The organism is Klebsiella quasipneumoniae subsp. quasipneumoniae, from assembly GCF_020525925.1.
GTDB lineage: Bacteria > Pseudomonadota > Gammaproteobacteria > Enterobacterales > Enterobacteriaceae > Klebsiella > Klebsiella quasipneumoniae.
The window spans coordinates 723,928-748,826 of the sequence record NZ_CP084876.1; the positions used below are offsets into that span (position 1 = coordinate 723,928).

The 24,899-nt window shown below is 58.9% G+C and carries 22 protein-coding genes and 1 pseudogene; 13 read left to right on the plus strand and 10 right to left on the minus strand.

Features of this window, described 5'->3' with window-relative positions; all coding sequences use genetic code 11:
* Window positions 1-75: 75 nt before the first annotated feature.
* Window positions 76-867 (plus strand): 4,5-DOPA-extradiol-dioxygenase, encoded by a 792-nt coding sequence (gene ygiD, locus LGM20_RS03620; RefSeq protein ID WP_044524729.1) that lies wholly within the window; start codon window positions 76-78, stop codon window positions 865-867.
* A 42-nt stretch (window positions 868-909) separates the two neighbouring features.
* Here ygiD and LGM20_RS03625 read toward each other — a convergent pair whose 3' ends face one another.
* From LGM20_RS03625 to tolC, 3 genes are all read right to left on the minus strand, one after another.
* Window positions 910-2,070 carry a glutathionylspermidine synthase family protein gene (locus LGM20_RS03625; RefSeq protein ID WP_023291031.1) on the minus strand — a complete coding sequence of 387 codons (1,161 nt, stop codon included), beginning with the start codon at window positions 2,068-2,070 and terminating at the stop codon, window positions 910-912.
* A gap of 5 nt (window positions 2,071-2,075) precedes the next feature.
* A complete protein-coding gene (locus tag LGM20_RS03630) occupies window positions 2,076-2,747 on the minus strand; it encodes a DUF1190 family protein (RefSeq protein WP_002916849.1) in 672 nt (223 codons plus the stop codon).
* A 167-nt stretch (window positions 2,748-2,914) separates the two neighbouring features.
* Window positions 2,915-4,375 (minus strand): outer membrane channel protein TolC, encoded by a 1,461-nt coding sequence (tolC, locus tag LGM20_RS03635; protein ID WP_023291030.1) that lies wholly within the window; start codon window positions 4,373-4,375, stop codon window positions 2,915-2,917.
* 196 nt (window positions 4,376-4,571) lie between these two features.
* Here tolC and nudF point away from each other — a divergent pair, with 196 nt between their 5' ends.
* The 5 genes from nudF to parE are packed head-to-tail and all read left to right on the plus strand — an operon-like array spanning window position 4,572 to window position 8,976.
* Window positions 4,572-5,204, plus strand: coding sequence for an ADP-ribose diphosphatase (gene nudF / locus LGM20_RS03640; RefSeq protein WP_004205241.1), 633 nt, complete (start codon window positions 4,572-4,574; stop codon window positions 5,202-5,204).
* Window positions 5,201-5,623, plus strand: coding sequence for a DUF1249 family protein (locus tag LGM20_RS03645; protein WP_004205239.1), 423 nt, complete (start codon window positions 5,201-5,203; stop codon window positions 5,621-5,623). Before nudF ends, LGM20_RS03645 begins: the two co-directional genes overlap by 4 nt.
* Window positions 5,624-5,647: 24 nt before the next feature.
* Entirely contained in the window at window positions 5,648-6,475 is an 828-nt protein-coding gene (gene cpdA / locus LGM20_RS03650) for a 3',5'-cyclic-AMP phosphodiesterase (RefSeq protein WP_004205237.1), read from the plus strand.
* Window positions 6,475-7,050 (plus strand): esterase YqiA, encoded by a 576-nt coding sequence (gene yqiA, locus LGM20_RS03655; protein ID WP_004205236.1) that lies wholly within the window; start codon window positions 6,475-6,477, stop codon window positions 7,048-7,050. Before cpdA ends, yqiA begins: the two co-directional genes overlap by 1 nt.
* Before the next feature lie 30 nt (window positions 7,051-7,080).
* Entirely contained in the window at window positions 7,081-8,976 is a 1,896-nt protein-coding gene (gene parE, locus LGM20_RS03660) for a DNA topoisomerase IV subunit B (RefSeq protein ID WP_004205235.1), read from the plus strand.
* Between the two features lie 73 nt (window positions 8,977-9,049).
* On the opposite strand, the gene LGM20_RS03665 is transcribed toward parE, so the two are convergent.
* The 4 genes from LGM20_RS03665 to qseB all read right to left on the minus strand — a co-directional run bounded on the left by LGM20_RS03665 (window position 9,050) and on the right by qseB (window position 12,139).
* Window positions 9,050-9,364 carry a putative quinol monooxygenase gene (locus LGM20_RS03665; protein ID WP_023291029.1) on the minus strand — a complete coding sequence of 105 codons (315 nt, stop codon included), beginning with the start codon at window positions 9,362-9,364 and terminating at the stop codon, window positions 9,050-9,052.
* A gap of 81 nt (window positions 9,365-9,445) precedes the next feature.
* The gene (locus LGM20_RS03670; protein ID WP_023291028.1) at window positions 9,446-10,027 is read right to left on the minus strand and encodes an NAD(P)H-dependent oxidoreductase; all 582 of its coding nucleotides are present in this window, start codon (window positions 10,025-10,027) and stop codon (window positions 9,446-9,448) included.
* A 106-nt stretch (window positions 10,028-10,133) separates the two neighbouring features.
* Window positions 10,134-11,483, minus strand: a complete 1,350-nt coding sequence (qseC, locus tag LGM20_RS03675; protein ID WP_044524728.1) for a quorum sensing histidine kinase QseC — start codon at window positions 11,481-11,483, stop codon at window positions 10,134-10,136.
* Window positions 11,480-12,139 carry a quorum sensing response regulator transcription factor QseB gene (gene qseB / locus LGM20_RS03680; protein ID WP_044524726.1) on the minus strand — a complete coding sequence of 220 codons (660 nt, stop codon included), beginning with the start codon at window positions 12,137-12,139 and terminating at the stop codon, window positions 11,480-11,482. Before qseB ends, qseC begins: the two co-directional genes overlap by 4 nt.
* A gap of 149 nt (window positions 12,140-12,288) precedes the next feature.
* Here qseB and LGM20_RS03685 point away from each other — a divergent pair, with 149 nt between their 5' ends.
* The 6 genes and pseudogenes from LGM20_RS03685 to LGM20_RS03710 all read left to right on the plus strand — a co-directional run.
* Window positions 12,289-12,696, plus strand: coding sequence for a YgiW/YdeI family stress tolerance OB fold protein (locus tag LGM20_RS03685; RefSeq protein WP_023291025.1), 408 nt, complete (start codon window positions 12,289-12,291; stop codon window positions 12,694-12,696).
* Between the two features lie 77 nt (window positions 12,697-12,773).
* A complete protein-coding gene (locus tag LGM20_RS03690) occupies window positions 12,774-13,643 on the plus strand; it encodes an AraC family transcriptional regulator (RefSeq protein ID WP_044524725.1) in 870 nt (289 codons plus the stop codon).
* Window positions 13,644-13,763: 120 nt separating this feature from the next.
* The gene (gene parC, locus LGM20_RS03695) at window positions 13,764-16,022 is read left to right on the plus strand and encodes a DNA topoisomerase IV subunit A (RefSeq protein WP_004205224.1); all 2,259 of its coding nucleotides are present in this window, start codon (window positions 13,764-13,766) and stop codon (window positions 16,020-16,022) included.
* A 191-nt stretch (window positions 16,023-16,213) separates the two neighbouring features.
* Entirely contained in the window at window positions 16,214-16,951 is a 738-nt protein-coding gene (plsC, locus tag LGM20_RS03700; RefSeq protein WP_004205223.1) for a 1-acylglycerol-3-phosphate O-acyltransferase, read from the plus strand.
* An 83-nt stretch (window positions 16,952-17,034) separates the two neighbouring features.
* Window positions 17,035-18,447 carry a cell division protein FtsP gene (gene ftsP / locus LGM20_RS03705; RefSeq protein ID WP_044524723.1) on the plus strand — a complete coding sequence of 471 codons (1,413 nt, stop codon included), beginning with the start codon at window positions 17,035-17,037 and terminating at the stop codon, window positions 18,445-18,447.
* 33 nt (window positions 18,448-18,480) lie between these two features.
* Window positions 18,481-20,720 (plus strand): annotated as a pseudogene (locus tag LGM20_RS03710) (YgiQ family radical SAM protein); the annotation flags it as partial.
* A 119-nt stretch (window positions 20,721-20,839) separates the two neighbouring features.
* Here the strand turns inward: LGM20_RS03710 and dkgA are convergent.
* Complete coding sequence (gene dkgA / locus LGM20_RS03715) at window positions 20,840-21,667, minus strand: 2,5-didehydrogluconate reductase DkgA (RefSeq protein ID WP_044524722.1); 828 nt, start codon at window positions 21,665-21,667, stop codon at window positions 20,840-20,842.
* A 144-nt stretch (window positions 21,668-21,811) separates the two neighbouring features.
* Window positions 21,812-22,975, minus strand: coding sequence for an alcohol dehydrogenase (gene yqhD, locus LGM20_RS03720; protein WP_044524721.1), 1,164 nt, complete (start codon window positions 22,973-22,975; stop codon window positions 21,812-21,814).
* 196 nt (window positions 22,976-23,171) lie between these two features.
* On the opposite strand from yqhD, the gene LGM20_RS03725 reads away from it, so the two are divergent.
* Window positions 23,172-24,071, plus strand: coding sequence for an AraC family transcriptional regulator (locus tag LGM20_RS03725; RefSeq protein WP_032454066.1), 900 nt, complete (start codon window positions 23,172-23,174; stop codon window positions 24,069-24,071).
* A gap of 49 nt (window positions 24,072-24,120) precedes the next feature.
* On the opposite strand, the gene yghB is transcribed toward LGM20_RS03725, so the two are convergent.
* Window positions 24,121-24,780, minus strand: a complete 660-nt coding sequence (gene yghB / locus LGM20_RS03730) for a DedA family general envelope maintenance protein YghB (protein ID WP_004205217.1) — start codon at window positions 24,778-24,780, stop codon at window positions 24,121-24,123.
* Window positions 24,781-24,899: the final 119 nt, after the last annotated feature.

The window sequence follows — 24,899 nt, forward strand, 5'->3', positions numbered from 1 at the left end:
ATGGTTATCTGAGTTTATCCTGGCGCAAAAGCGCGTAATGTGAGCACATCACATTGACACCCTAAGGATATCATCATGTCCCGTACCCGAATGCCCGCGTTGTTCCTCGGCCATGGCAGCCCAATGAACGTGCTGGAAGACAATCGCTATACCCGCGCCTGGGCTCACCTGGGCGAAACCCTGCCGCGTCCGAAAGCGATCGTGGTGGTCTCTGCGCACTGGTTCACGCGCGGTACGGGCGTGACGGCGATGGAGGCCCCGAAGACCATTCACGACTTCGGCGGCTTCCCGCAGGCGCTGTATGACACCCATTACCCGGCTCCGGGTTCCCCGGCGCTGGCGCAACGACTGGTGGAGTTGCTCTCGCCGGTGCCGGTCACCCTCGATAAAGAAGCCTGGGGATTTGACCATGGTTCATGGGGCGTGCTGATTAAGATGTATCCGCAGGCGGATATCCCGATGGTTCAGCTGAGCATCGACAGCACCAAACCGCCGGCCTGGCATCTTGAAATGGGGCGGAAGCTGGCCTCGCTGCGTGATGAAGGCATTATGCTGGTGGCCAGCGGCAACGTGGTGCATAACCTGCGTACCGCCCGCTGGCATGGCGAGAACACGCCGTATCCGTGGGCGGAGTCCTTCAACAACTACGTGAAGGCGAATCTGCAGTGGCAGGGCCCGGACGATCAGCACCCGCTGGTTAACTACCTGGCACATGAAGGGGGTTCGCTCTCCAACCCAACGGCGGAGCATTTCCTGCCGCTGTTATACGTCCTGGGGGCGTGGGATGGCGTTGAGGCGACTTCGACCCCGGTCGATGGCATCGAGATGGGCTCGTTGAGTATGCTGTCGGTGGTGGTTGGCGCCTGATAGGTTGTGCTCCGGCGGCGGTATCGTCGCCGGAGCGCGACATTATTCGACGAAAATGTGCGGATAGAAGCGCGACAGATCTTGGGTAATCAGCGCCCGGTCTTCACGAATGCCGATCCCGGCGGGCTGATCGTTGATGAGCCAGCTGCCAATCAGCGTGTAGCTGTCACCAAACTTCGGCAGCGGGTAAAATTCCTGCACGATTGTGCCTTCTTCTCCGTACGGGCCTTCCACGGCTTCCAAAACTTTGCCATTCTCAACGATCGACACGTTGGCGCCTTCGCGGGAGAAGATTGGCTTAATGACGTACTTCTCCATCTCCGGATGGGCATCTTCGCTGAAGTAAGCCGCCAGCAGATTCGGATGATTAGGGAACATTTCCCACAGCATCGGCAGCAGCGCTTTGTTGGAGATGATGCTCTTCCACGCCGGCTCCAGCCAGCGGACGCCGGCGTCTTCCAGCTTGGTGGAAAACATCTCCCGCAGCATAAACTCCCACGGATAGAGCTTGAACAGGTTGCCAATCACCTGATCCTGGAGATCGGTAAACTGGCCTTTTTCACCCAGACCAATATCTTCGATGTAGAGGAATTCCGTCGCCAGCCCCGCCTCGGCGGCGCAGTCCTGCAGATATTGCACGGTGCCGCGATCTTCAACGGTATCGCGGCAGCAGGCCATATGCAGCAGCTGGAAGCCAAACTGCTCGCGCAGCTCACCGAAGCGATCGATTAGCTTTTCCTGCAGGCTGTTGAACTGATCGCTGCCCGCCGGCAGCTTGCCGGCATTGAGCTGGTCTTCCAGCCAGATCCACTGGAAGAAGGCCGCTTCATACAGCGAGGTCGGCGTGTCGGCATTGTTCTCCAGCAGCTTCGGCTCGCCGACGCCATCCCAGGCCAGGTCGAGACGTGAGTAGAGTGACGGCTGGTTGGTTTTCCACGACTGGCGCACAAAGCCCCAGGTGTGTTTAGGGATGCGGAATTTGGCCATCAGCTCATCGCTGGCGATCACTTTTTCCACCACCTGAAGACACATCTGATGCAGCTCGGCGGTGACCTCCTCCAGCTTTTCCACCTGGGCGAGGGTCAGCTTGTAATAAGCCTCTTCGCTCCAGTAGGGCTCGCCGTACATGGTGTGGAAGTTGAAGCCGTATTCGGTCGCTTTCTCGCGCCAGTCCGGGCGCTCGGTAATGCTGACTCTTTCCATGTTGCTTAGCCGCCCATTGAGCGAGAAGAGGAGGTGGAGCCTGCGGCGCTACGCTGCATGGTCGACTGCTTCGCCACCGACTCGCCGAAGCCCCCGCGGGTGACGGTGGTGGTGGTCGCTGGCTTCGGCGCCATCGCGGTTTTCGGCACGTTCATGGTGCGGCCCGGCTGGGCGGCGCCATAGCTCTTGCCGCTGGCGTCAGTGTACTGACCGTAGGCCGGGCTGGCCGGGTTTTTGGAGCTGAACAGCGGCTGCTGTTGCGCCATGCCGCCGCCCATCAGGCGGCCCATCATGTAGCCGGCCATCAGCGGCATCCAGAAGCTGCCGCTGCTTTGCGCCTGCGCCTGGTTTTCCGGGGCGACGCCCGCCTGGGCAGGCGTTTGCTGGCACTGGCCTTCGCCAAACTCGGCGACGCAGTCTTCGCGGGTGGCATATTTCGGCGCGGTGCGCTCTGCTTCTTTCACCGCGTTGGTGTAGGCCGTGGTGCATTCGGCTGCTTTGCCCGGGTTGGCGGCGGAGCAGTCATCGGCGTTCTGGTACAGCGAGACCGTTTCGTCGCTTTTTTCACAACCGGCAAGCATAAAGACCGCGGTGACGGCCAGGGCGACTGGCGTCAGGTGGCGTGCGCTCCAGCTTTTGCGGAACGACGAATGATTAATATTTTTTGTCCGTTTCATATTTGTCTTCCAGGACCCAGTGGTATGGCGTGTGTTAACGCTCAGGATAGAGGATGAGTGGTGGAAAATGAAGCGAAGAGGGGCGCTAAGCGGGGGATCTTTACGTTGCCTTACGTTTAACGCATCGCCTGTCCGACGGACAGGCGATGCGCGTCACAGTATGAGAATTACTGACGGAACGGATTGCTGCCGCTGCTTTGGGTCGTCGTCCGTGCAGACGCCGGCTTCACGGCCGCGGTCGTGTTGCCGTAACCATCGGCAGTGGCATCCTGCTGCGGATTTTCCGGCGCGACGCTGTCTGCGGAGGTGGAGATCGGTTTGCCCAGGGTGTTGTTCAGGGCGACCAGATCCTGCTCGTTCAGCGTACCTAACGCCGACTTGATGTTCAGCTCGTTGATCAGGTAGTTGTAGCGCGCATTCGAGAGCTGCTGTTTGGCGTTGTACAGCGTGGTGGTGGCGTCGAGGACGTCAACGATAGTACGGGTACCCACCGAGTAGCCAGCTTCCATCGCATCCAGGGAGCTTTGCGCAGAGACCACCGCCTGTTTGTAGGCGTTGATGCTGCTGATAGAGGCATTCACGTTGTTAAACGAAGAACGCACGGTCTGGACCACGCTGCGGTGAGCGCTTTCCAGCTGCTCGCTGGCGCCGACGAAGTTGTACTGCGCCTGTTTAACCTGCGAGTTAACCATCCCGCCCTGATACAGCGGCATGGAGAAGCTCAGGCCGATTTTGTTCTGACCGATATCAGCATCTTGCGTGATGCTGTTTGAGCCGCTGTAGCGGTTGTTGGAAACGCCCGACGAGGCGTTCAAATCCAGGGTCGGCAAATGGCCGTCCTGCGCCTGGCGAATCTGCTCGCGGGCCAGATCCTGGCTCAGACGCGCCTGCAGCAGCGACAGGTTGCGGTTCTCCGCTTCCTTCAGCAGGGCGTTCACCGCCTGCGGTTTGCTGGTTTTGAAGCCGTCTACGTTCAGGGAGGCCAGCTCCGGGTAGTAGTTGCCGGTAACCTGGCGCAGCTCTTCCACGGCGTTGTCGAGATCGTTACGCGCGGTCACTTCGTTCGCCAGCACGGCGTCGTATTGTGAACGGGCGTTCTGCACGTCGGTGATCGCCACCAGACCGACGTTAAAGCGCTGGGTGGTTTGATCCAACTGGCGGTAAATTGCCTGTTTCTGCGCTTCGGTATAAGAGAGCGTGTCGATGGCGGCCAGCACTTTGAAGTAGGCCGTCGCGGTATTCAGAATCAGCGTTTGCTGATCGGTCTGATACGTGACATCCTGAATGCCTGCCGTTTTTTCCTGCAGCGTCAGGGCGCGCCATTTCGACATATCAAACAGAACCTGCGTTAACTGCAGCGAGCCGCTGGTGACGTTAGAATTCTGGTCTTTATAATCACGGAAGCCGCTGGTATAGGTATAATCCGCTCCCAGCCCGAGCTGAGGCAGTAAAGGACTGCGCGCTTCGTTGATCTTTTCGAACGCGGCGTCACGATCGGCTGCCGATTTACGCAGATCGGGGTTGCTGATGCGCGCCTGCTGGTAAACCTGAAGCAGGTTTTCCGCCTGGCTCATGGCGCTGAACCCGGTCAGGCTCAGGCCGATAAGAATGGGGAGCAATTTCTTCATTTGCATTCCTTGTTGTGAAGCATTTAGCGCTGGTCTAATTCTAAGAAAAATTCCGCTGATTGTATCGATTCTGCCGCCGTAAAAAGTTGGCGTTACGTGCCATCCGGCGGTAATTTGCACCAATCTAACATACGGACCGTAAAACGGTAGCCAAACGGTCTGGAAATCCCTCATTTCGGATTAGCAGGACATGACAATGAGCAAACCCATTCACCAGGGAATTACCTTCTCCAAAAATGATGTAGAAATTATTGCACGCGAAACGCTGTATCGTGGTTTTTTTTCGCTCGATTTATACCGTTTTCGCCACCGTCTGTTTAACGGCGGCATGAGCGGCGAAGTCACCCGTGAAATTTTTGAGCGCGGGCATGCCGCCGTCTTGCTACCCTTTGACCCGGTGCGGGACGAAGTGGTGCTGGTCGAACAAATCCGTATCGCCGCCTATGATACCAGCGAGAGCCCTTGGCTGCTGGAAATGGTCGCCGGCATGATCGAGGCGGGTGAGACGGTAGAAGATGTCGCCCGTCGGGAAGCGCTGGAGGAGGCCGGCCTTGAAGTTGGGCGGACGAAACCAATATTAAGCTATCTGGCCAGTCCTGGCGGCACCAGCGAACGGTTATCGATCCTGGTGGGCGAAGTTGATGCATCGACGGCAAAAGGCATTCACGGCCTGGCCGAGGAAAATGAGGATATTCGGGTGCATGTGGTGAGCCGGGAGCAGGCTTACCAGTGGGTAGAAGAGGGGAAAATCGACAACGCAGCCTCTGTCATCGCCTTGCAATGGCTGCAATTGCATTATCACAATTTACGAAACGAGTGGACAAAATGAAGCGTTATACACCTGACTTCCCTGAGATGATGCGCCTGTGCGAGACCAATTTCGCCCAGTTGCGCCGCCTGTTGCCGCGAACGGATGCAGCGGGTGAGAAGGTGAGCTATCAGGTGGGAAGCGCGCAATATCGGTTAACGATAACGGAATCAACCCGCTACACTACTCTGGTGGCGATAGAGCAGACTCTGCCAGCGGTGAGCTACTGGAGTCTGCCGTCGATGACCGTTCGCCTCTACCATGACGCCATGGTGGCCGAAGTGTGTTCGAGTCAGCAGATCTTTCGCTTCAAAGCGCGATATGATTATCCTAATAAAAAGTTGCATCAACGCGACGAAAAGCATCAAATTAACCAGTTTCTGGCCGACTGGCTGCGTTACTGTTTAGCACATGGAGCGATGGCGATTCCGGTTTGTTAGCGTCGTTAAACCTAAGGACACCATTTGGAAAGCCTGTTAAACCTACCTCTGGCTGGTGAGGCCAGAGTCAGGATCTTACAAATTACTGATACTCACCTGTTTGCTGAAAAACATGAAACGTTGTTAGGCATCAATACCTGGGAAAGCTATCAGGCCGTACTGTCGGCCATTCATGCCTCACAGCGTCCATGCGATTTGATTGTCGCAACAGGCGATTTGGCGCAGGATCACTCCTCCGCGGCCTACCAGCATTTTGCTGAGGGCATCGCGAGTTTCGCTGCACCCTGCGTCTGGCTACCGGGCAACCATGATTTCCAGCCGGCGATGTACAGCACCCTGCAGGAGTCGGGCATTTCCCCCGCCAAGCGCGTGTTTCTCGGCGACCACTGGCAGATCCTGCTGCTGGACAGCCAGGTGTTTGGCGTTCCCCATGGCGAGCTGAGCGACTTCCAGCTGGAATGGCTCGAACATAAGCTGGCGGAGGCGCCGGAGCGTTATACCTTACTCCTGCTGCATCATCATCCGCTGCCGGCCGGCTGCAGCTGGCTGGATCAACACAGTCTGCGCAACGCCGGCGCGCTGGACAGCGCGCTGAGCGCCTGGCCGCGGGTGAAGCATCTGCTGTGCGGCCATATTCATCAGGAGCTGGATCTCGACTGGAATGGCCGACGTATGATGGCGACGCCGTCGACCTGCGTTCAGTTCAAACCGCACTGCGCCAATTTCACCCTCGATACGGTGTCGCCGGGCTGGCGCTGGCTGGAGCTTCACCCTGACGGAACGCTGACCACCGAAGTGTGCCGCCTGGAAGGCGCGGCCTTTCATCCGGATATTGCTTCAGAAGGCTACTGATGGCGACGCTCCTTTATCTGCACGGCTTTAACAGTTCTCCGCGCTCGGCGAAGGCGACGGCGTTAAAGACCTGGCTGGCGCAGCACTATCCTGAGATCGCCATGGTGGTGCCGGAGCTGCCGCCTTACCCGGCGGAAACGGCGGAGCTGCTGGAGTCCATCGTGCTGGAGCACGGCGGCGAGCCGCTGGGGGTCGTAGGGTCATCGCTGGGCGGCTACTACGCGACCTGGCTGTCGCAGTGCTTTATGCTGCCAGCGGTAGTGGTTAACCCGGCGGTGCGGCCGTTTGAGCTGCTGAACAATTTTCTCGGCCACAATGAGAATCCGTACACCGGGCAGCAATATGTGCTAGAGTCTCGCCATATTTACGATCTCAAAGTCATGCAAATCGACCCGCTCGAAGCGCCGGATTTACTCTGGCTGCTGCAGCAGACCGGGGATGAAGTGCTTGATTACCGCCAGGCCGTTCATTACTACGCCTCCTGCCGGCAGACGGTGGAGGAGGGCGGTAATCACGCATTTGTCGGCTTTGACGATCATTTCACTCAGATTATCGAATTTCTCGGCCTGCGCTAAACGGCCCTGAACGACCTACGAATACACACCATGACGCAATCTTCATATAACGCTGATGCCATTGAGGTACTCACCGGGCTAGAGCCGGTGCGCCGCCGTCCGGGCATGTATACCGACACCACCCGTCCTAACCATCTTGGTCAGGAAGTGATTGATAACAGTGTGGACGAAGCGCTGGCAGGCCATGCCAAACGCGTGGAAGTGATCCTGCACGCCGACCAGTCCCTCGAGGTGATTGACGACGGGCGCGGGATGCCGGTCGACATTCACCCGGAAGAGGGGGTGCCGGCGGTTGAACTGATCCTCTGCCGGCTGCACGCGGGCGGTAAGTTTTCCAACAAAAATTACCAGTTTTCCGGCGGTCTGCACGGGGTGGGAATTTCGGTGGTCAACGCCCTGTCAAAACGCGTGGAGGTCAACGTGCGTCGCGACGGTCAGGTCTACAGCATCGCCTTTGAGAATGGTGAGAAAGTAGAGGACCTGCACGTCACCGGCACCTGCGGTAAACGCAACACCGGGACCAGCGTCCATTTCTGGCCGGACGAAAGCTTCTTCGATAGCCCGCGCTTCTCCGTTTCGCGTTTGACCCACTTGTTAAAAGCGAAAGCGGTGCTGTGCCCGGGCGTGGAAATTGTTTTCCGCGACCAGGTCAACAACAGCGAGCAGAGCTGGTGCTATGCCGATGGCCTTAACGACTACCTGAGCGAAGCGGTGAACGGCCTGCCGCTGCTGCCGGAAAAACCTTTCGTCGGCACCTTCTCCGGCGAGACGGAAGCGGTGGACTGGGCGCTGCTGTGGCTGCCGGAAGGCGGCGAGCTGCTGACCGAGAGCTACGTCAACCTGATCCCGACCATGCAGGGCGGGACGCACGTCAACGGCCTGCGTCAGGGGCTGCTGGACGCGATGCGTGAGTTCTGCGAGTACCGTAATATCCTGCCGCGCGGGGTGAAACTGTCGGCGGAAGATATCTGGGATCGCTGCGCCTACGTGCTGTCGGTGAAGATGCAGGATCCGCAGTTCGCCGGGCAAACTAAAGAGCGCCTGTCGTCGCGCCAGTGCGCGGCGTTCGTCTCCGGCGTGGTGAAAGACGCCTTCAGCCTGTGGCTGAACCAGAACGTGCAGGCCGCGGAGCTGCTGGCGGAGATGGCTATTTCCAGCGCCCAGCGCCGTCTGCGCGCCGCCAAGAAAGTGGTGCGCAAAAAGCTGACCAGCGGTCCGGCGCTGCCGGGTAAGCTGGCCGACTGCACCGCCCAGGATCTGAACCGTACCGAGCTGTTCCTCGTCGAAGGGGATTCGGCGGGCGGTTCAGCCAAGCAGGCGCGCGATCGTGAATATCAGGCGATCATGCCGCTGAAAGGCAAGATCCTGAATACCTGGGAAGTCTCTTCCGATGAAGTGTTAGCTTCGCAAGAAGTACACGACATTTCGGTGGCGATTGGGATTGACCCGGATAGCGATGATTTAAGCCAGCTGCGCTACGGCAAAATTTGTATTCTGGCGGATGCGGACTCCGATGGTCTGCACATCGCCACGCTGCTGTGCGCGCTGTTTGTGAGACATTTCCGTACCCTGGTGAAAGAGGGGCACGTCTACGTGGCGCTGCCGCCGCTGTACCGTATCGACCTCGGCAAAGAGGTCTACTACGCGCTGACGGAAGAAGAAAAAACCGGCGTGCTGGAGCAGCTGAAGCGTAAGAAGGGCAAGCCAAACGTCCAGCGCTTTAAAGGTCTCGGCGAGATGAACCCGATGCAGCTGCGGGAAACCACCCTCGACCCGAATACCCGCCGCCTGGTGCAGCTGGTGATCAGCGATGAGGATGAGCAGCAGACCACGGCGATGATGGATATGCTGCTGGCCAAGAAGCGTTCCGAAGATCGTCGCAACTGGCTGCAGGAGAAGGGCGATATGGCGGACCTGGAAGTGTAAGACCGCGCGCTGCGCCAGACGTAAAAGGGAGCCTCAGGCTCCCTTTTCTTATTTCGTTTCTGCGTCAGCGGGCTTAGACGCCGGCCTGCAGGATACGGATGTTGGTCTCCAGCACATCGCCTTTGACCGCTTCCGACCAGGCTTTCATGTGCGGGGTCTGCAGGTGCGCCTCAAGATGCGCGACGCTTTCCCACTGTTCCACCATGACGATAGAGTCAGGAGCGGTGGTCTGGAAGCTGACGCCAGCGGCATGATCCACCATGGGCGCATAGCCGTGGCAGCCGGCTTCCTGCAAAACGGTCGGAATAATTTTCGCGAACTGATCGAGAACCGCCTGGCGGTGGTGCTGGCCCGGGCGGGTACGGATTTCTGCAATCACTGTTAACATGGTTAACTCAACTCCTTCTGTGTGGATCTTGTCATACTCCAGGTTCGAATAACTCGAAATATGTAGAGCATAGACCCCTAGTTAACCAAAAATTTCCGCCAGATGCTTGCGATATTCTGCGATATACCGTGGGACATCAGGCATTTTAATCACGTCGTTGGCGATAAAGGTTGGCAGCGCCTCCATACCCAGGAACTGGTTGGCTTTATGGAACGGCAGGTAAACGCCGTCAACGCCGACGCCGTGGAAGAACTGTTCTTCGTCGGTGAAGGCTTCCATCGGCGCGTTCCAGGTCAGGGAGAGCATATATTTTTTCCCTTGCACCAGGCCGCCGGAGCCATATTTTTTGCTGGCATCGGAGCGGGTACGGCCATCGCTGGCGTACAGCGAGCCGTGGCCTTCGGTAAAGACGTCATCCATATATTTTTTCACCGTCCACGGGGCGCCCATCCACCAGCCCGGCATCTGCCAGATCACCACATCGGCCCAGAGGAAATTCTGCACTTCGGCTTTTACGTCGTACTCGCTGTCGGCGCGAACGCTTTTAACATCGTGTCCGGCGTCGCGCAGATAACTCTCCGCGACCTCGGTCAGGGTGTCGTTCAGCTGGCCATTCGAGTGCGCGAATTTTTTTGCGCCATTGATAATCAGGATGTTGCTCATCATTTGTCCTCAATCTTGAAAATTTGCCGACGATCTTACCCCGCGAAGCGGGGCAGTAAAATGAGCAAAATGTGCAAAGTCTTTTGCTAAATGAGCAATAATATCGCTACCAGTCAACGCGGGCTTCGAAGCCGCCGTCGCGGGCATTGGCAAACTCGACGCGCATGCCGTGCAGCGAGGCGATGCGCCGGACGATCGACAAGCCCAGGCCGCTGCCCGTAGCATCCTGACCCGGCGGGCGGTAGAAACGCTCGCCGATGCGCGCCAGCGCCTGCGGGCTGATGCCGGGGCCGTTATCGCGTACCCGAAACTCGCGGGCGTTGAGGGTGATATCGACCTGGCTGCCGCGCGGGCTGTAGCGCACCGCGTTATCCAGCAGATTGCGCACCAGCAGGCTGAGGAGCAGCGGCTGGCCGGTGCGGGAGATGCCAGAGACATTAAGATGCAGGCGCAGCTCAATCCCGGCCTGCTGCGCCGGGTGGTACATCTCCATTACCGCCGACTGCAGCAGATCGTCGATGGCGACCGGCTGCACATCGTCCAGCTGGGCGAGCGAGTCCAGCCGCGACAGCGTCAGCAGCTGATCCACCAGACGGGTGGCGCGATCGATCCCCTGATGGAGCTGAGCCAGGGCTTTCTCACGCCCTTGTGGATCGTCCAGAGAGAGCTGGGCGACTTCAGTCTGCACCTTCAGCGCCGCCAGCGGGCTGCGCAGCTCGTGGGCGGCATCAGAGGTAAACCGACGCTCGCGCAGCATGACGTCGTGGGTGCGCTGGAACAGCTGATTCAGCGACTCGACCAGCGGGCGGACTTCAGTGGGGATCTTCTCCACGCTGAGCGATTCCGCCGAGTCCGGCGCGCGCAGGCGCAGCGTGCGCGCCAGATGTTTCAACGGCGCCAGTTCGCGGCTTAACAGCACGATGAGCAGCACGAACATCAGCGGCAGGGCGATCATCCACGGCGTTAGCTGCGAGGTAACAATGTCCATCGCCATTTCGCGGCGATAATCCCACTCCTGGCCGACGGCGATACGGTGGCGGCCATCGGCGGTGGTTAACCACAGGAAGCGCCACTCGTCATCATCGCCGCGCAGGTAGCCATTGCTGAAGCCCTCGCGCTGCGAGTGCCATTGAATATCCTCCCCGTTTTCGCCGTCGTTAAGCACCATTTTGCCGTCGCGGGTGAAGATGGCGAACGCCAGCGCATCGTCGTCGATATGCCCGTGGCGCACCTTTTTCTTTTCCCCGAGCGATGTCGGCGGGGCGCGGAGCTCTTCGAAATTCATGACGCTCAGGCGGCGGGCGAACAGCAGCTGCTGGGTATCAAACAGCTTATCCAGCTTTTTACTGGTCTGCTGCCAGGCGATCACGCTGGCCACCCCCCAGGCGGCGGCGGTCAGCACGGCAAACAGCAGCGTCAGACGCAGGCGCAGGCTCAGGCGGGCAAGTCGTTTCATGCGTCACCCAGGGTATAGCCGATGCCGTGGACGGTGCGGATAAATTCACTGCCGAGTTTGCGGCGCAGATGATGGACGTGAACTTCCACGGCGTTGCTGGAGACCTCGTCGTCCCAGGTGTAGAGCTTTTCTTCAATAAGCTTACGCGGCAGTACGCGCCCGGCGTTACGCAGCAGCAGTTCCAGCAGGGCGAACTCCTTCGGCTTCAGCGTCAGGCTTTCGCCGTCGAGGCTGGCGGTTAAGCGGTTCGGGTCAAGGCTCACCTTGCCGTGGCGCAGCTCGCTGCTGCTCTGGCCGTGGGCGCGGCGGATCAATGCTTCGAGGCGGGCCGCTACCTCAATCAGGGCGAAAGGTTTGCACAGATAATCATCGGCGCCCAGGCGCAGCCCCTCCACCCGCTGGCTGAGCGCATCGCGGGCGGTGAGGATCAGCACCGGCTCATGGCGGCCTTTGTCGCGCCACTCGCGCAGAATATCGAGGCCATCGATGCCGGGAAGGGTGAGATCAAGAATTGCCGCGTCGTAGGGGGCGCTGTATAAGGCGTTTTTGCCCTCCAGCCCGGCGGTAAACCAGTCGATGCTGAAGCCCATTTTGCTCAGCCCGGCCTTGATGCCATCGCCGATTAACTTGTCATCTTCCACCAATAATATGCGCATTTTCCCTCCTGCCAACCCGGCTGCTCTGCGCAGTAAACCGCGTTGCGACCGGGGTTGTACAGCATTAAAATTTCTTTTTTCCCCTTAAGAAGTCGTTAAGTTTTGTCGGGCGTAATAGGAGCCATATCAACACGAAGGGAGAACACATCATGAAGAAAATTGCTGCGATGACCGCGATCGTTGCCCTGGTTTCCATGCCGGTGCTGGCTGCCGGACAGGGCGGGTATACCGGTCCTTCTGCGACCACACCGGCAAGTTCGACCACCCAGGGCGGCGGATTTACCGGCCCGAGCGGCGCGGTCACCACCGTCACCAATGTCAAATCGCTGCGGGACGATACCTGGGTGACCCTGCGGGGCAAAATTACCGAGCGCGTGTCCGACGATCTGTATAAGTTCCAGGATGCTACCGGGGTGATCAATGTCGATATCGACCACAAACGCTGGAACGGCGTCACCGTCGGCCCGCAGGACACGGTAGAAATTCAGGGGGAAGTCGATAAGGACTGGAACTCGGTGGAGATCGACGTTAAACAGATCCGTAAAATCACGCCATAAGTCTCCGGCGGATAAGCGCAAGATCGGTCAGGAATCGCTATCCTCGCTCTGTCAGAGTATGTCGCGAGGAGGAGACGATGAACGATATTAAGGCCAGCCCGGCGTATGTCGGGCGCTTCCAGCGCGTCTGTAGATACATTGCGCGTCATCTTGATGAGCCGCTGTCGCTGGAGGCGCTGAGCGCGATAGCGCACAGTTCGCCTTACCATTTTCACCGGCAATTTAGCGCGTATACCGGCATTCCCTTGTACCGGTATATTCAGTGGTTGCGTCTGCGACGCGCCTGTTGGCGCCTGGCGTTCAACCCCCGCGATAAAATCATCGACATTGCCCTTGATGCCGGATTTCAGAATGCGGAGTCGTTCAGTCGTGCCTTCCGTACCGCGTTTGACCAAAGCCCGACCCAGTTCCGTCAGCAACCGGACTGGGCCGAGTGGCATCGACGCGTACCGAAACATACGCTACAGGAGCAAACGTCGATGGACGTCAATATCATTTCGTTCCCCACCACCCGGGTAGCCGTCCTGCAACATCGTGGCAGCCCGGACCTTGTCAACGCCACCGCCGCGCGTTTTATCGCCTGGCGTAAGACGAGCGGATTATCGCCCGTTGCCACCAGCGAAACCTGGGGGATCGCCTGGGACGATCCGCAGACTACCCCGCAGGAGGCATTTCGTTTTGATCTCTGCGGTACGGTCGAACGGCCGGTTGGTGAAAACGCCTTTGGCGTGATTAACGGCGAAATCCCCGGCGGACGCTGCGCCCTCGTGCGCCATCACGGCTCGCTGGACACCCTGGCGAACAGCGTTTGGTATCTCTATCGCGACTGGTTACCCGCTTCAGGCGAGACGTTACGGGATTTTCCGGTCTACTTCCGTTACCACAATTTTGTCCACCAAGTGGCTGAGCATGAGCTGCAAACCGATATTTATCTGCCGCTGGCCTGATTAAGGTGACGGAATCCTCAACCGATCTCACGGCCTGTGACTCAGGGCGTGAGATCGGGTATTATCGCGGGTAGTTTTGCCGTCCGAACGGTCGGTACCCAGATTGAGGATCCACGATTAATGAGCGATATGGCAGAGCGCCTTGCGCTGCATGAATTTACGGAAAATGCTTACCTGAACTACTCCATGTACGTGATCATGGACAGGGCATTACCGTTTATTGGCGATGGCTTAAAACCGGTCCAGCGTCGCATCGTCTATGCGATGTCCGAACTGGGGTTGAACGCCAGCGCCAAATTCAAAAAGTCCGCCCGCACCGTCGGCGACGTGCTGGGTAAATATCACCCACACGGCGACAGCGCCTGCTATGAAGCGATGGTGCTGATGGCGCAACCCTTCTCCTATCGCTATCCGCTGGTGGATGGCCAGGGGAACTGGGGGGCGCCGGACGATCCGAAATCCTTCGCCGCCATGCGTTACACCGAATCCCGCCTGTCGAAGTATGCCGAGCTGCTGCTCAGCGAGCTGGGGCAGGGGACGGTCGACTGGGTGCCAAACTTTGACGGTACGCTGCAGGAGCCGAAAATGCTGCCGGCGCGCCTGCCAAACATCCTGCTCAACGGCACCACCGGCATCGCGGTGGGCATGGCGACCGATATTCCACCTCACAACCTGCGTGAAGTGGCGAAAGCGGCGATTACGCTGATTGAGCAGCCGAAAACGACCCTCGACGAACTGCTGGATATCGTGCAGGGACCGGATTTCCCGACCGAGGCGGAGATCATCACTTCGCGGGCGGAAATTCGCAAAATCTACCAGAACGGACGCGGCTCAGTGCGCATGCGCGCGGTATGGAGCAAAGAGGACGGCGCGGTAGTGATCAGCGCGCTGCCGCACCAGGTCTCCGGCGCCAAAGTACTGGAGCAGATTGCCGCGCAGATGCGCAATAAAAAGCTGCCGATGGTGGACGACCTGCGCGACGAATCGGACCACGAAAATCCGACCCGCCTGGTGATCGTCCCGCGCTCCAACCGGGTGGATATGGAGCAGGTGATGAACCACCTGTTCGCCACCACCGATCTGGAGAAGAGCTACCGCATCAACCTCAATATGATCGGTCTCGACGGCCGCCCGGCGGTAAAAAACCTGCTGGAGATCCTCAGCGAATGGCTGGTGTTCCGTCGCGATACCGTACGTCGCCGTCTGAACCACCGGTTAGAGAAGGTCCTTAAGCGCCTGCATATCCTTGAAGGTTTGCTGGTGGCGTTCCTCAATATTGATGAAGTCATCGAGATCATCCGCACGGAAGATGAGCCGAAGCCAGCCCTGATGTCGCGCTTTGCCATCAGCGAAACCCAGGCGGAAGCGATTCTGGAACTGAAACTGCGCCATCTCGCCAAACTGGAAGAGATGAAGATCCGCGGCGAGCAGAACGAGCTGGAAAAAGAGCGCGATCAGCTGCAGGCGATTCTGGCCTCTGAACGTAAGATGAACAACCTGCTGAAGAAAGAGCTGCAGGCCGATGCCGATGCTTTCGGCGACGATCGCCGCTCGCCGCTTCACGAGCGTGAAGAAGCGAAAGCGATGAGCGAGCATGATATGCTGCCGTCTGAGCCGGTCACCATCGTTCTGTCGCAGATGGGCTGGGTGCGCAGCGCCAAAGGGCACGACATCGACGCCCAGGGGCTGAGCTATAAAGCGGGCGACAGCTGGAAAGCCTCGGCGAAGGGCAAGAGCAACCAGCCGGTGGTGTTTATCGATACCACCGGGCGCAGCTATGCCATCGATCCGATTACCCTGCCCTCGGCGCGTGGCCAGGGTGAGCCGCTGACTGGCAAGTTGACGCTGCCGCCGGGCGCGACCGTGGAACATATGCTGATGGAAGGCGACGATCAGAAACTGCTGATGGCCTCCGACGCCGGCTACGGTTTTGTCTGCACCTTCAACGATCTGGTGGCGCGCAACCGCGCCGGCAAAGCGTTGATCACCCTGCCTGACAACGCGCATGTGATGCCGCCGCTGGTCATTGAGGACGAGTCCGATATGCTGCTGGCCATCACCGCCGCCGGGCGAATGCTGATGTTCCCGGTCAGCGATCTGCCGCAGCTGTCGAAAGGCAAGGGCAACAAAATCATCAACATTCCTGCGGCGGAAGCCGCCGCCGGCCAGGACGGCCTCGCACATCTGTTTGTCCTGCCGCCGCAGAGTACGCTGACCATTCATGTCGGCAAACGGAAGATCAAACTGCGTCCGGAAGAGCTGCAAAAAGTCACCGGCGAGCGCGGCCGCCGCGGTTCGCTGATGCGCGGTCTGCAGAAGATTGACCGTGTTGAAATTGACTCGCCGCGCCGCGCCGCGGCAGGCGATAGCGAAGAGTAAGCGCTTCTCCTCCCGTCTTTGACGGGAGGAGGCGAAAAAAAGCCGCAAAATCGTTGTTTATTCAGGCGTTGCGATTAACAATGTCCATCATCAGGGGCCCAGGAAGAACGGTCCCGGCCTGCGCAGAACTTGTGAGCCTGCCTTCTGCCAGCAGCGAATAATTCTAAGCGGTTTGGGTTTTAGAGGTAGCTATGCTATTCATTTTTCGAGTAATTTTCGTGGTCATTTATTGCATCGTAGTGTGCATACTTGGCTGTCTGTACTGCTTGTTCAGCCCGCGTAATCCAAAACATGTTGCCACTTTCGGCCATCTGTTTGGCCGCTTATCCCCGGTGTTTGGTCTGAAGGTGGAGCTGCGCAAACCTGCCGATGCGGAAAGCTATGGCAACGCGATCTACATCGCTAACCACCAAAACAACTATGATATGGTGACGGCATCTAACATCGTGCAGGCCCCGACGGTCACCGTGGGGAAAAAGAGCCTGTTGTGGATCCCGTTCTTTGGCCAGCTGTACTGGCTGACCGGTAATCTGCTGATTGACCGCAATAACCGAACCAAAGCGCACGGCACCATTGCCGAGGTCGTCAACGCCTTTAAAAAGCGTAAAATTTCGTTCTGGATGTTCCCGGAAGGGACCCGCAGCCGCGGTCGCGGTCTGCTGCCGTTTAAAACCGGCGCCTTCCACGCGGCTATTGCCGCCGGCGTGCCGATTATTCCGGTGTGTGTCTCGAATACATCGAATAAAATAAAGCTCAATCGCTGGAACAACGGTCTGGTGATTGTGGAAATGCTGCCGCCGGTGGATACCAGCCAGTTCGGTAAAGACAACGTGCGCGCGCTGGCGACGCATTGCCGCGAGCTGATGGCCGCCAAAATCGCTGAGCTGGACAACGAAGTGGCCGAGCGCGAAGCGGCCGGTAAGCAATAAGACAGGAAACGCCGCCAACGCGCGCGTATTGCTGGCGGGAAACGAATTCCCTTTTTCATTTGTCAGTATGTCATGGAGTTAATATGTCACTCAGTCGGCGTCAGTTTATTAAGGCTTCCGGCGTAGCGCTGTGCGCTGGCGCCGCGCCGCTGAAGGCCCATGCCGCCGGCCAGCAGCCTGCGCTGCCGGTTCCGCCGCTGCTGGAGTCCCGTCGCGGTCAGCCGCTGTTTCTGACGCTGCAGCGTTCGCACTGGTCGTTTACGCCAGGCACCCGCGCCCCCGTCTGGGGGATCAATGGCCGCTATATGGGGCCGACGATCCGCGTCTGGAGCGGGGACGACGTCAAGCTTATCTACAGCAACCGTCTGACGGAGAACGTCGCGATGACCATCCGCGGCCTGCAGGTGCCTGGCCCGCTAATCGGCGGCGCGGCGCGCATGATGTCGCCGAACGCCGACTGGGCGCCGGTGCTGCCGATCCGTCAGAGTGCGGCGACGCTGTGGTACCAGGCCAATACGCCGAACCGGATGGCGAAGCAGGTCTATAACGGTCTGGCCGGCATGTGGCTGGTGGAGGATGAGGTGAGCAAGAACCTGCCGATCCCTAACCACTATGGCGTCGATGACTTCCCGGTGATAATTCAGGACAAACGGCTGGATAACTTCGGCACGCCGGAATATAGCGAACCGGGCAGCGGCGGCTTCGTCGGCGATACGCTGCTGGTCAATGGCGCGCAGAGCCCCTATGTCGAAGTGTCCCGCGGCTGGGTGCGTCTGCGCCTACTGAACGCTTCCAACTCCCGGCGCTATCAGCTACAGATGAGCGATGGCCGACTGCTGCATGTCATTTCCGGCGACCAGGGGTTCCTGCCGGCGCCGGTTTCGCTCAAGCAGCTGTCGCTGGCGCCGGGGGAACGGCGTGAAATTCTGGTCGATATGACCAACGGCGATGAAGTGTCCATTACCTGCGGCGAAGCGGCGAGCATCGTCGACCGTATCCGCGGCTTTTTTGAACCGTCCAGCATTCTGGTCTCCACGCTGGTGCTGACCCTGCGCCCGACCGGGCTGCTGCCGCTAGTCACCGACAGCCTGCCGGCGCGTCTGCTGCCGACTGAGCTGCTCTCCGGCACGCCGATCCGCAGCCGGGATATCACGCTCGGCGACGATCCGGGGATTAATGGCCAGCTGTGGGATCCGCAGCGTATCGATATCACGGCGCAGCAGGGGACCTGGGAGCGCTGGACGGTGCGCGCCGACCGCCCGCAGTCGTTCCATATTGAAGGGGTAATGTTCCAGATCCGTAACGTCAACGGCTCGACCCCTTTCCCGGAAGACCGCGGCTGGAAGGACACCGTGTGGGTCGACGGGCAGGTCGAACTGCTGGTCTACTACGCCCAGCCGTCGTGGCCGCACTTCCCGTTCCAGTATCTGAGCCAGACGCTGGAGCTGGCCGACCGCGGTTCGATTGGCCAGATGCTGGTGAATCCCGCACCGTAAACTCTTCGACCCTGGCCGGCATACGGTCAGGGTTTGAGAAAATCCTCCTTCATTTCCACTATCATTCCGGCTTATAATCCACGCCCTTTTGGTTATTTTTTTATCATTTCCCCGGAAGCAATATGAGCGCAATATCCCTGATCCAACCGGATCGTGACCTTTTTTCCTGGCCGCAATACTGGGCTGCCTGTTTTGGCCCTGCGCCATTTTTACCGATGTCGCGTGAAGAGATGGATCAACTTGGCTGGGATAGCTGCGACATTATTCTGGTAACCGGCGACGCCTACGTCGACCACCCGAGCTTCGGGATGGCTATCTGCGGCCGCATGCTGGAAGCGCAGGGGTTCCGCGTGGGGATCATCTCCCAACCGGACTGGAACACCAAAGACGACTTCATGCGTCTGGGCAAACCGAACCTGTTCTTCGGGGTGACCGCCGGCAACATGGACTCGATGATCAACCGCTACACCGCCGACCGTAAGCTGCGCCATGACGACGCTTACACCGCCGGCAACGTGGCGGGCAAGCGCCCGGACCGCGCCACCCTGGTGTATACCCAGCGCTGTAAAGAGGCGTGGAAAGATGTGCCCGTGATCCTCGGCGGCATCGAAGCCAGCCTGCGCCGTACCGCGCATTATGATTATTGGTCCGATACCGTGCGCCGCTCGGTGCTGGTGGACTCCAAGGCCGATATGCTGATGTTCGGCAACGGCGAGCGTCCGCTAGTGGAAGTGGCCCATCGCCTGGCGATGGGCGAAACCATCGACCAGATCCGCGATGTGCGCAATACCGCCATCATGGTGAAAGAGGCTCTCCCGGGCTGGAGCGGCGTAGACTCCACCCGTCTGGATACCCCGGGCAAAATCGACCCCATCCCGCACCCGTATGGTGAAGATCTGCCGTGCGCCGATAACAAACCGGTCGCGCCGAAGAAACAGGAAGCGAAAAGCATCACTGTGCAGCCGCCGCGGCCAAAACCGTGGGAAAAAACCTATGTGCTGCTGCCTTCTTTCGAGAAGGTGAAAGGCGATAAGGTCCTGTACGCTCACGCCTCGCGCATTCTGCACCATGAAACCAACCCCGGCTGCGCCCGGGCGCTGATGCAAAAGCACGGCGAGCGCTACATCTGGATCAACCCGCCGGCAATCCCGCTCTCCACCGAAGAGATGGACAGCGTTTTCGCGCTGCCCTACAAGCGCGTGCCGCATCCTTCCTATGGCGATGCGCGCATCCCGGCGTATGAGATGATCCGCTTCTCGATCAACATCATGCGCGGCTGCTTCGGCGGCTGTTCGTTCTGCTCGATCACCGAGCACGAAGGACGCATTATCCAGAGCCGTTCTGAGGATTCGATCATCAATGAGATCGAAGCCATTCGCGACACGGTGCCGGGCTTTACCGGCGTGATCTCCGATCTCGGCGGACCCACCGCCAACATGTATATGCTGCGCTGCAAATCGCCACGCGCCGAGCAGACCTGTCGCCGTCTCTCCTGCGTCTACCCGGATATCTGCCCGCACATGGATACCAACCATGAGCCGACGATCAACCTTTACCGTCGCGCCCGCGAGCTGAAGGGCATCAAGAAGATCCTTATCGCCTCCGGGGTACGCTATGACATCGCGGTCGAAGATCCGCGCTATATCAAAGAGCTGGCGACCCACCACGTCGGCGGCTATCTGAAGATCGCGCCGGAGCATACCGAAGAGGGCCCGCTGTCGAAGATGATGAAGCCGGGAATGGGCAGCTACGACCGCTTTAAAGAGCTGTTCGACACCTATTCGAAGCAGGCGGGTAAAGAGCAGTATCTGATCCCGTACTTTATCTCCGCCCACCCGGGGACCCGTGATGAAGACATGGTGAACCTGGCGCTGTGGCTGAAGAAGCACCGCTTCCGTCTCGACCAGGTGCAGAACTTCTATCCGTCGCCGCTGGCGAACTCGACCACCATGTATTACACCGGCAAAAACCCGCTGGGCAAGATCGGCTATAAGAGTGAAGAGGTGGTGGTGCCGAAGGGCGATAAACAGCGCCGTCTGCACAAAGCGCTGCTGCGCTATCACGATCCGGCCAACTGGCCGCTGATCCGTCAGGCGCTGGAGGCGATGGGCAAGAAACACCTGATTGGCTCACGTCGCGACTGCCTGGTGCCGGCGCCGACTCTCGATGAGATGCGCGAAGCGCGTCGCCAGAACCGTCATACCCGCCCGGCGCTGACCAAGCACACGCCGATTGTGCATCAGCGTTCTAACGGTGGCGCAACGGCGAAAAAGCCCGTTAAACGGGGTAAAGTCGCCGGGCGTTAAGCCTGACTTTGCGCCCGGCAGCGTTTCGCTGGCCGTGCGGTTTCTCAAGCCGGACACGCGTCAGCGCTGCCCGGCTTTTTTACCTGTTATCCGCCGAACTGATCCGGGTCGGGCCCCAGACGCTTGCCCTGATCCAGCCTGGCAATCTCCCCCAATTCTTCTTTATCCAGGCGGAAATCCCAGACGTTAAAGTTTTCGGCGATGCGCGACGGCGTGACGGATTTGGGGATCACCACCAGACCGCTGTCGAGATGCCAGCGGATGACAATTTGCGCCGGCGTTTTGCCATATTTATCAGCCAGCTGATGGATAACTTTCTGATCGAAGACGCCCTTACCGCCCTGGGCCAGCGGGCTCCAGGATTCGGTCTGGATCTTGTGGGTGGCGTTCCAGGCGTGCAGCTGCCGCTGCTGAAGCAGCGGATGCAGCTCTATCTGGTTGATCACCGGCGCGACGCCGGTTTCATCAATCAGCTTCTGCAGATGCGGCACCTGGAAATTACACACGCCGATGCTCTTCGCCAGCCCCTGCTGCTGCAGCTCAATCAGCGCCTGCCAGGCCTCGACGTAATGACCGATAGCCGGCACCGGCCAGTGGATTAAATAGAGATCCACATAGTCCAGTTTCAGCTTGCTGAGACTCTCTTTCAGCGCCTCGTGCGGCCGTTTTTGATCGTCGTTCCATAGCTTGGTGGTGATGAACAGCTCATTGCGATTGACGCCAGCGCTTTGCAGCGCGTTGCCGACGCCAGCCTCATTTTGGTACGCGGCGGCGGTGTCAAAAGAGCGATAACCGACTTCCAGCGCCTTATGAATGGCGGAGACGACTTCCTCGTTGCCAGCTTTCCACACGCCGAGACCCAGCTGCGGCATCAGGTTGCCGTCGTGTAGTTTTATAACGGTTGGATGTGTCATGCCTTCCTCCTGTTAATGAACTCGGCGAAGCAGGATCCGCCGAGGGGTAGCATTAAGTCTGGACGAAATAGCTAAAAACGGTAGTAAAAACACCCCTCCCCGACGTTTGTTTAACGTAAGGAGAGGTGAATCAGGCGGGGTAACTTAGCGGGCAGCCTCGTAGATACGGCGGCTGACGTCAAGGGTGATATCCTGATGCTCGCCCAGTTTGGTCATGCCGTGCTCTTCCAGTTTCGCCAGCAGCGCCGGGATGGAGCTCCCGTCGAGACCGTAATCGGAAAGGCGGGTCGGCACCCCCATCTGCTCGAAGAACTGGCGCGTCGCAGCGATGGCGGCATCGATGCGCTGGTCGTCGGAGCCCTCGGTGATATGCCACACGCGCTCAGCATATTGCAGCAGCTTCTCGCGCTTGGTATCGCGCTTCTCATTCCACAGCGCCGGCAGAACGATAGCCAGCGTCTGGGCGTGATCGAGACCATGCATCGCCGTCAGTTCGTGACCAAGCATATGCGTTGCCCAGTCCTGCGGCACGCCAGCGCCGATCAGGCCGTTCAGCGCCTGGGTCGCGGCCCACATAATGTTGGCGCGCACGTTATAGTTTTCCGGCTCCTGCAGCGCTTTCGGGCCATCCTCGATCAGGGTCAGGAGAATGCCTTCGGCGAAGCGGTCCTGAATTTTGCCGTCAACCGGGTAGGTGACGTACTGTTCGACGGTATGGACGAAGGCGTCAACCACGCCGTTGGCGACCTGGCGCGGCGGCAGGGTATAGGTGTAGACCGGATCGAGGATCGCGAACTGCGGCTGAACATGGGAAGACATAAACGCGCGTTTGTCGCCGGTGGTTTTCCGCGAAATCACCGCCCCTTTGTTTGATTCAGAACCGGTCGCCGGCAGAGTGAGAACCGAGCCCATTGGAATGGCGCTGGCGATCTTACTGCCATAGGTTTCCAGAATTTCCCACGGATCGATATTGGCGTCATAGTGGGCTGCTGCCGCGATAAATTTGGTGCCATCCAGCACCGAACCGCCGCCGACCGCCAGCAGGAAGGTGACCTTCTCTTCGCGGGCGAGCTTCACCGCATTCATCAGGGTTTCGTAAGACGGGTTCGGCTCGATGCCGCCAAATTCAAGGACGTCCAGGCCATTCAGGGCGGTCAGTACCTGATCCAGGACGCCCGTTTTTTTCACGCTGCCGCCGCCGTAGGTGATCAGTACGCGAGCTTCCGCCGGGATCTGTTCACGCAGTTTTTCAATCGCGCCTTTGCCAAACAGAATGCGGGTTGGGGTATGCAGGTCAAAATTATTCATTGCTTGAATCCTCAAAAGAGTAAAACCGCCGACAGGGACGATACCGCTGCCCGATGACGGTTATTGTGGTCCTGGCGCCGTTGCCCCTCAATGCACATTTCTGCCTATGTCTTGCCTATTTCTCCATATGGCTGGAGAATTCGCGGCGGCCTGCGCACAATGTACGGGTGAAGAAACATCGGGAGAGACGGTGGTAATGCAACACGCAGAGATATGTCAGACACTGACAGAGAAGGTTAACCAGCTGAAAGATAAGCACGAAATGTTAAGTTCGCTGCTACCCGACGTCCGCCTGCTGTACGGGACGCAGCCGGGACCGCGGATGCCGGTGATGTACCAGCCGGGGATCGTTTTTCTCTTTTCTGGCCATAAAATTGGTTATATCAATGAGCGGACGTTTCGCTACGATACAAACGAATATCTGCTGCTGACCGTACCGCTGCCTTTCGAATGCGAAACCTTTGCCACCCCGGAGGTGCCCCTGGCCGGCATGCGCCTGAACGTCGATATCCTGCAGCTGCAGGAGCTGCTGATGGATATTGGCGAGGATCCGCTGTTTCAGCCCGCCGTCGCCTCCAGCGGGATAAACTCCGCAGTGCTCTCGGAGGATATCTTGTGCGCTGCTGAACGGCTGCTCGACGTGATGGAGCGGCCGCTGGACGCGCGGATCCTTGGCAAGCAGATCGTCCGCGAAATTCTCTACTATGTGCTGACGGGACCCTGCGGCGGCGCGCTGCTGGCGCTGGTCAGCCGGCAGACCCACTTCAGCCTGATTAGCCGCGTACTCAAGCATATCGAGAGTCAATACACCGAAAACCTCAGCGTCGATCGGCTGGCGGCGGAAGCGAATATGAGCGTATCGGCGTTTCACCATAATTTTAAATCGGTGACCAGCACTTCGCCGCTGCAGTATCTGAAAACCTACCGTCTGCACAAGGCGCGCATGCTGATGATCCATGACGGGATGAAGGCCAGCGCGGCAGCGATACAGGTGGGCTATGAAAGCCCTTCCCAGTTCAGTCGCGAGTTTAAGCGCTACTTCGGGATGACGCCCGGGGAAGACGCCGCGCGTATTCGTACGATGCAGGGAATGTAATACCGGGGAGGGAGCAGGCCGGGCGGGCGCAGCCCCCCGGCAGTCGACGTCAGGCGCTGCAGTATTTCTTTTTGATCACCACGAACAGCGTGCCGAGCAGGCCAGCCAGCAGCAGGGCAATTGGCAGGATCATCAGGCAGGTCATCACCTGATCTTCATGACGCTTCACGAACGGGATCATGCTCAGCGCATAGCCGAGGCCCGTGACCACGCCGACCCACAGCAGGGCGCTCAGCCAGTTGAAGAACTGGAAGCGGCGGTTCGGCAGACCGGAAATCCCCGCCATGGTTGGCAACAGGGTACGGACAAATGCCAGAAAGCGGCCCGCGAGCAGCGCCAGCAGACCGTGGCGGTCAAACATGCAGGTGGCGCGCTGATGGTACTTATGCGGCAGGTGCGCCAGCCAGCCTTTCACCGTTTGCGTATTGCCCAGCCAGCGCCCCTGTACATAGCTCAACCAGCAGCCGAGGCTGGCGGCGGCGGTCAGAATGGCGATAGTGGGCACAAAGTCCATGACGCCTTTAGCAATCAGCGCGCCGGCGAGCAGCAGCAGGCTGTCTCCAGGTAAAAAGGAGGCAGGCAGCAGCCCGTTTTCCAGAAACAGGGTCGCGAACATAACCAGATATACAACGCCCACAACATGAGGGTTCGCCAGTGCGGCAAAATCATGTTGCCACAGCGCGGCGACAATCTCTTGAATGACAACCATGGACTTTCCTAAGTGGTACCGTATTGTTGACTAGTGTACTCCTGAAGAGACCCGAGCACCTTGATCCCGGGCGCAACAAAAGCGGCCGCTCCGATAAAAAGCGTCCGCTATTGTTGCCA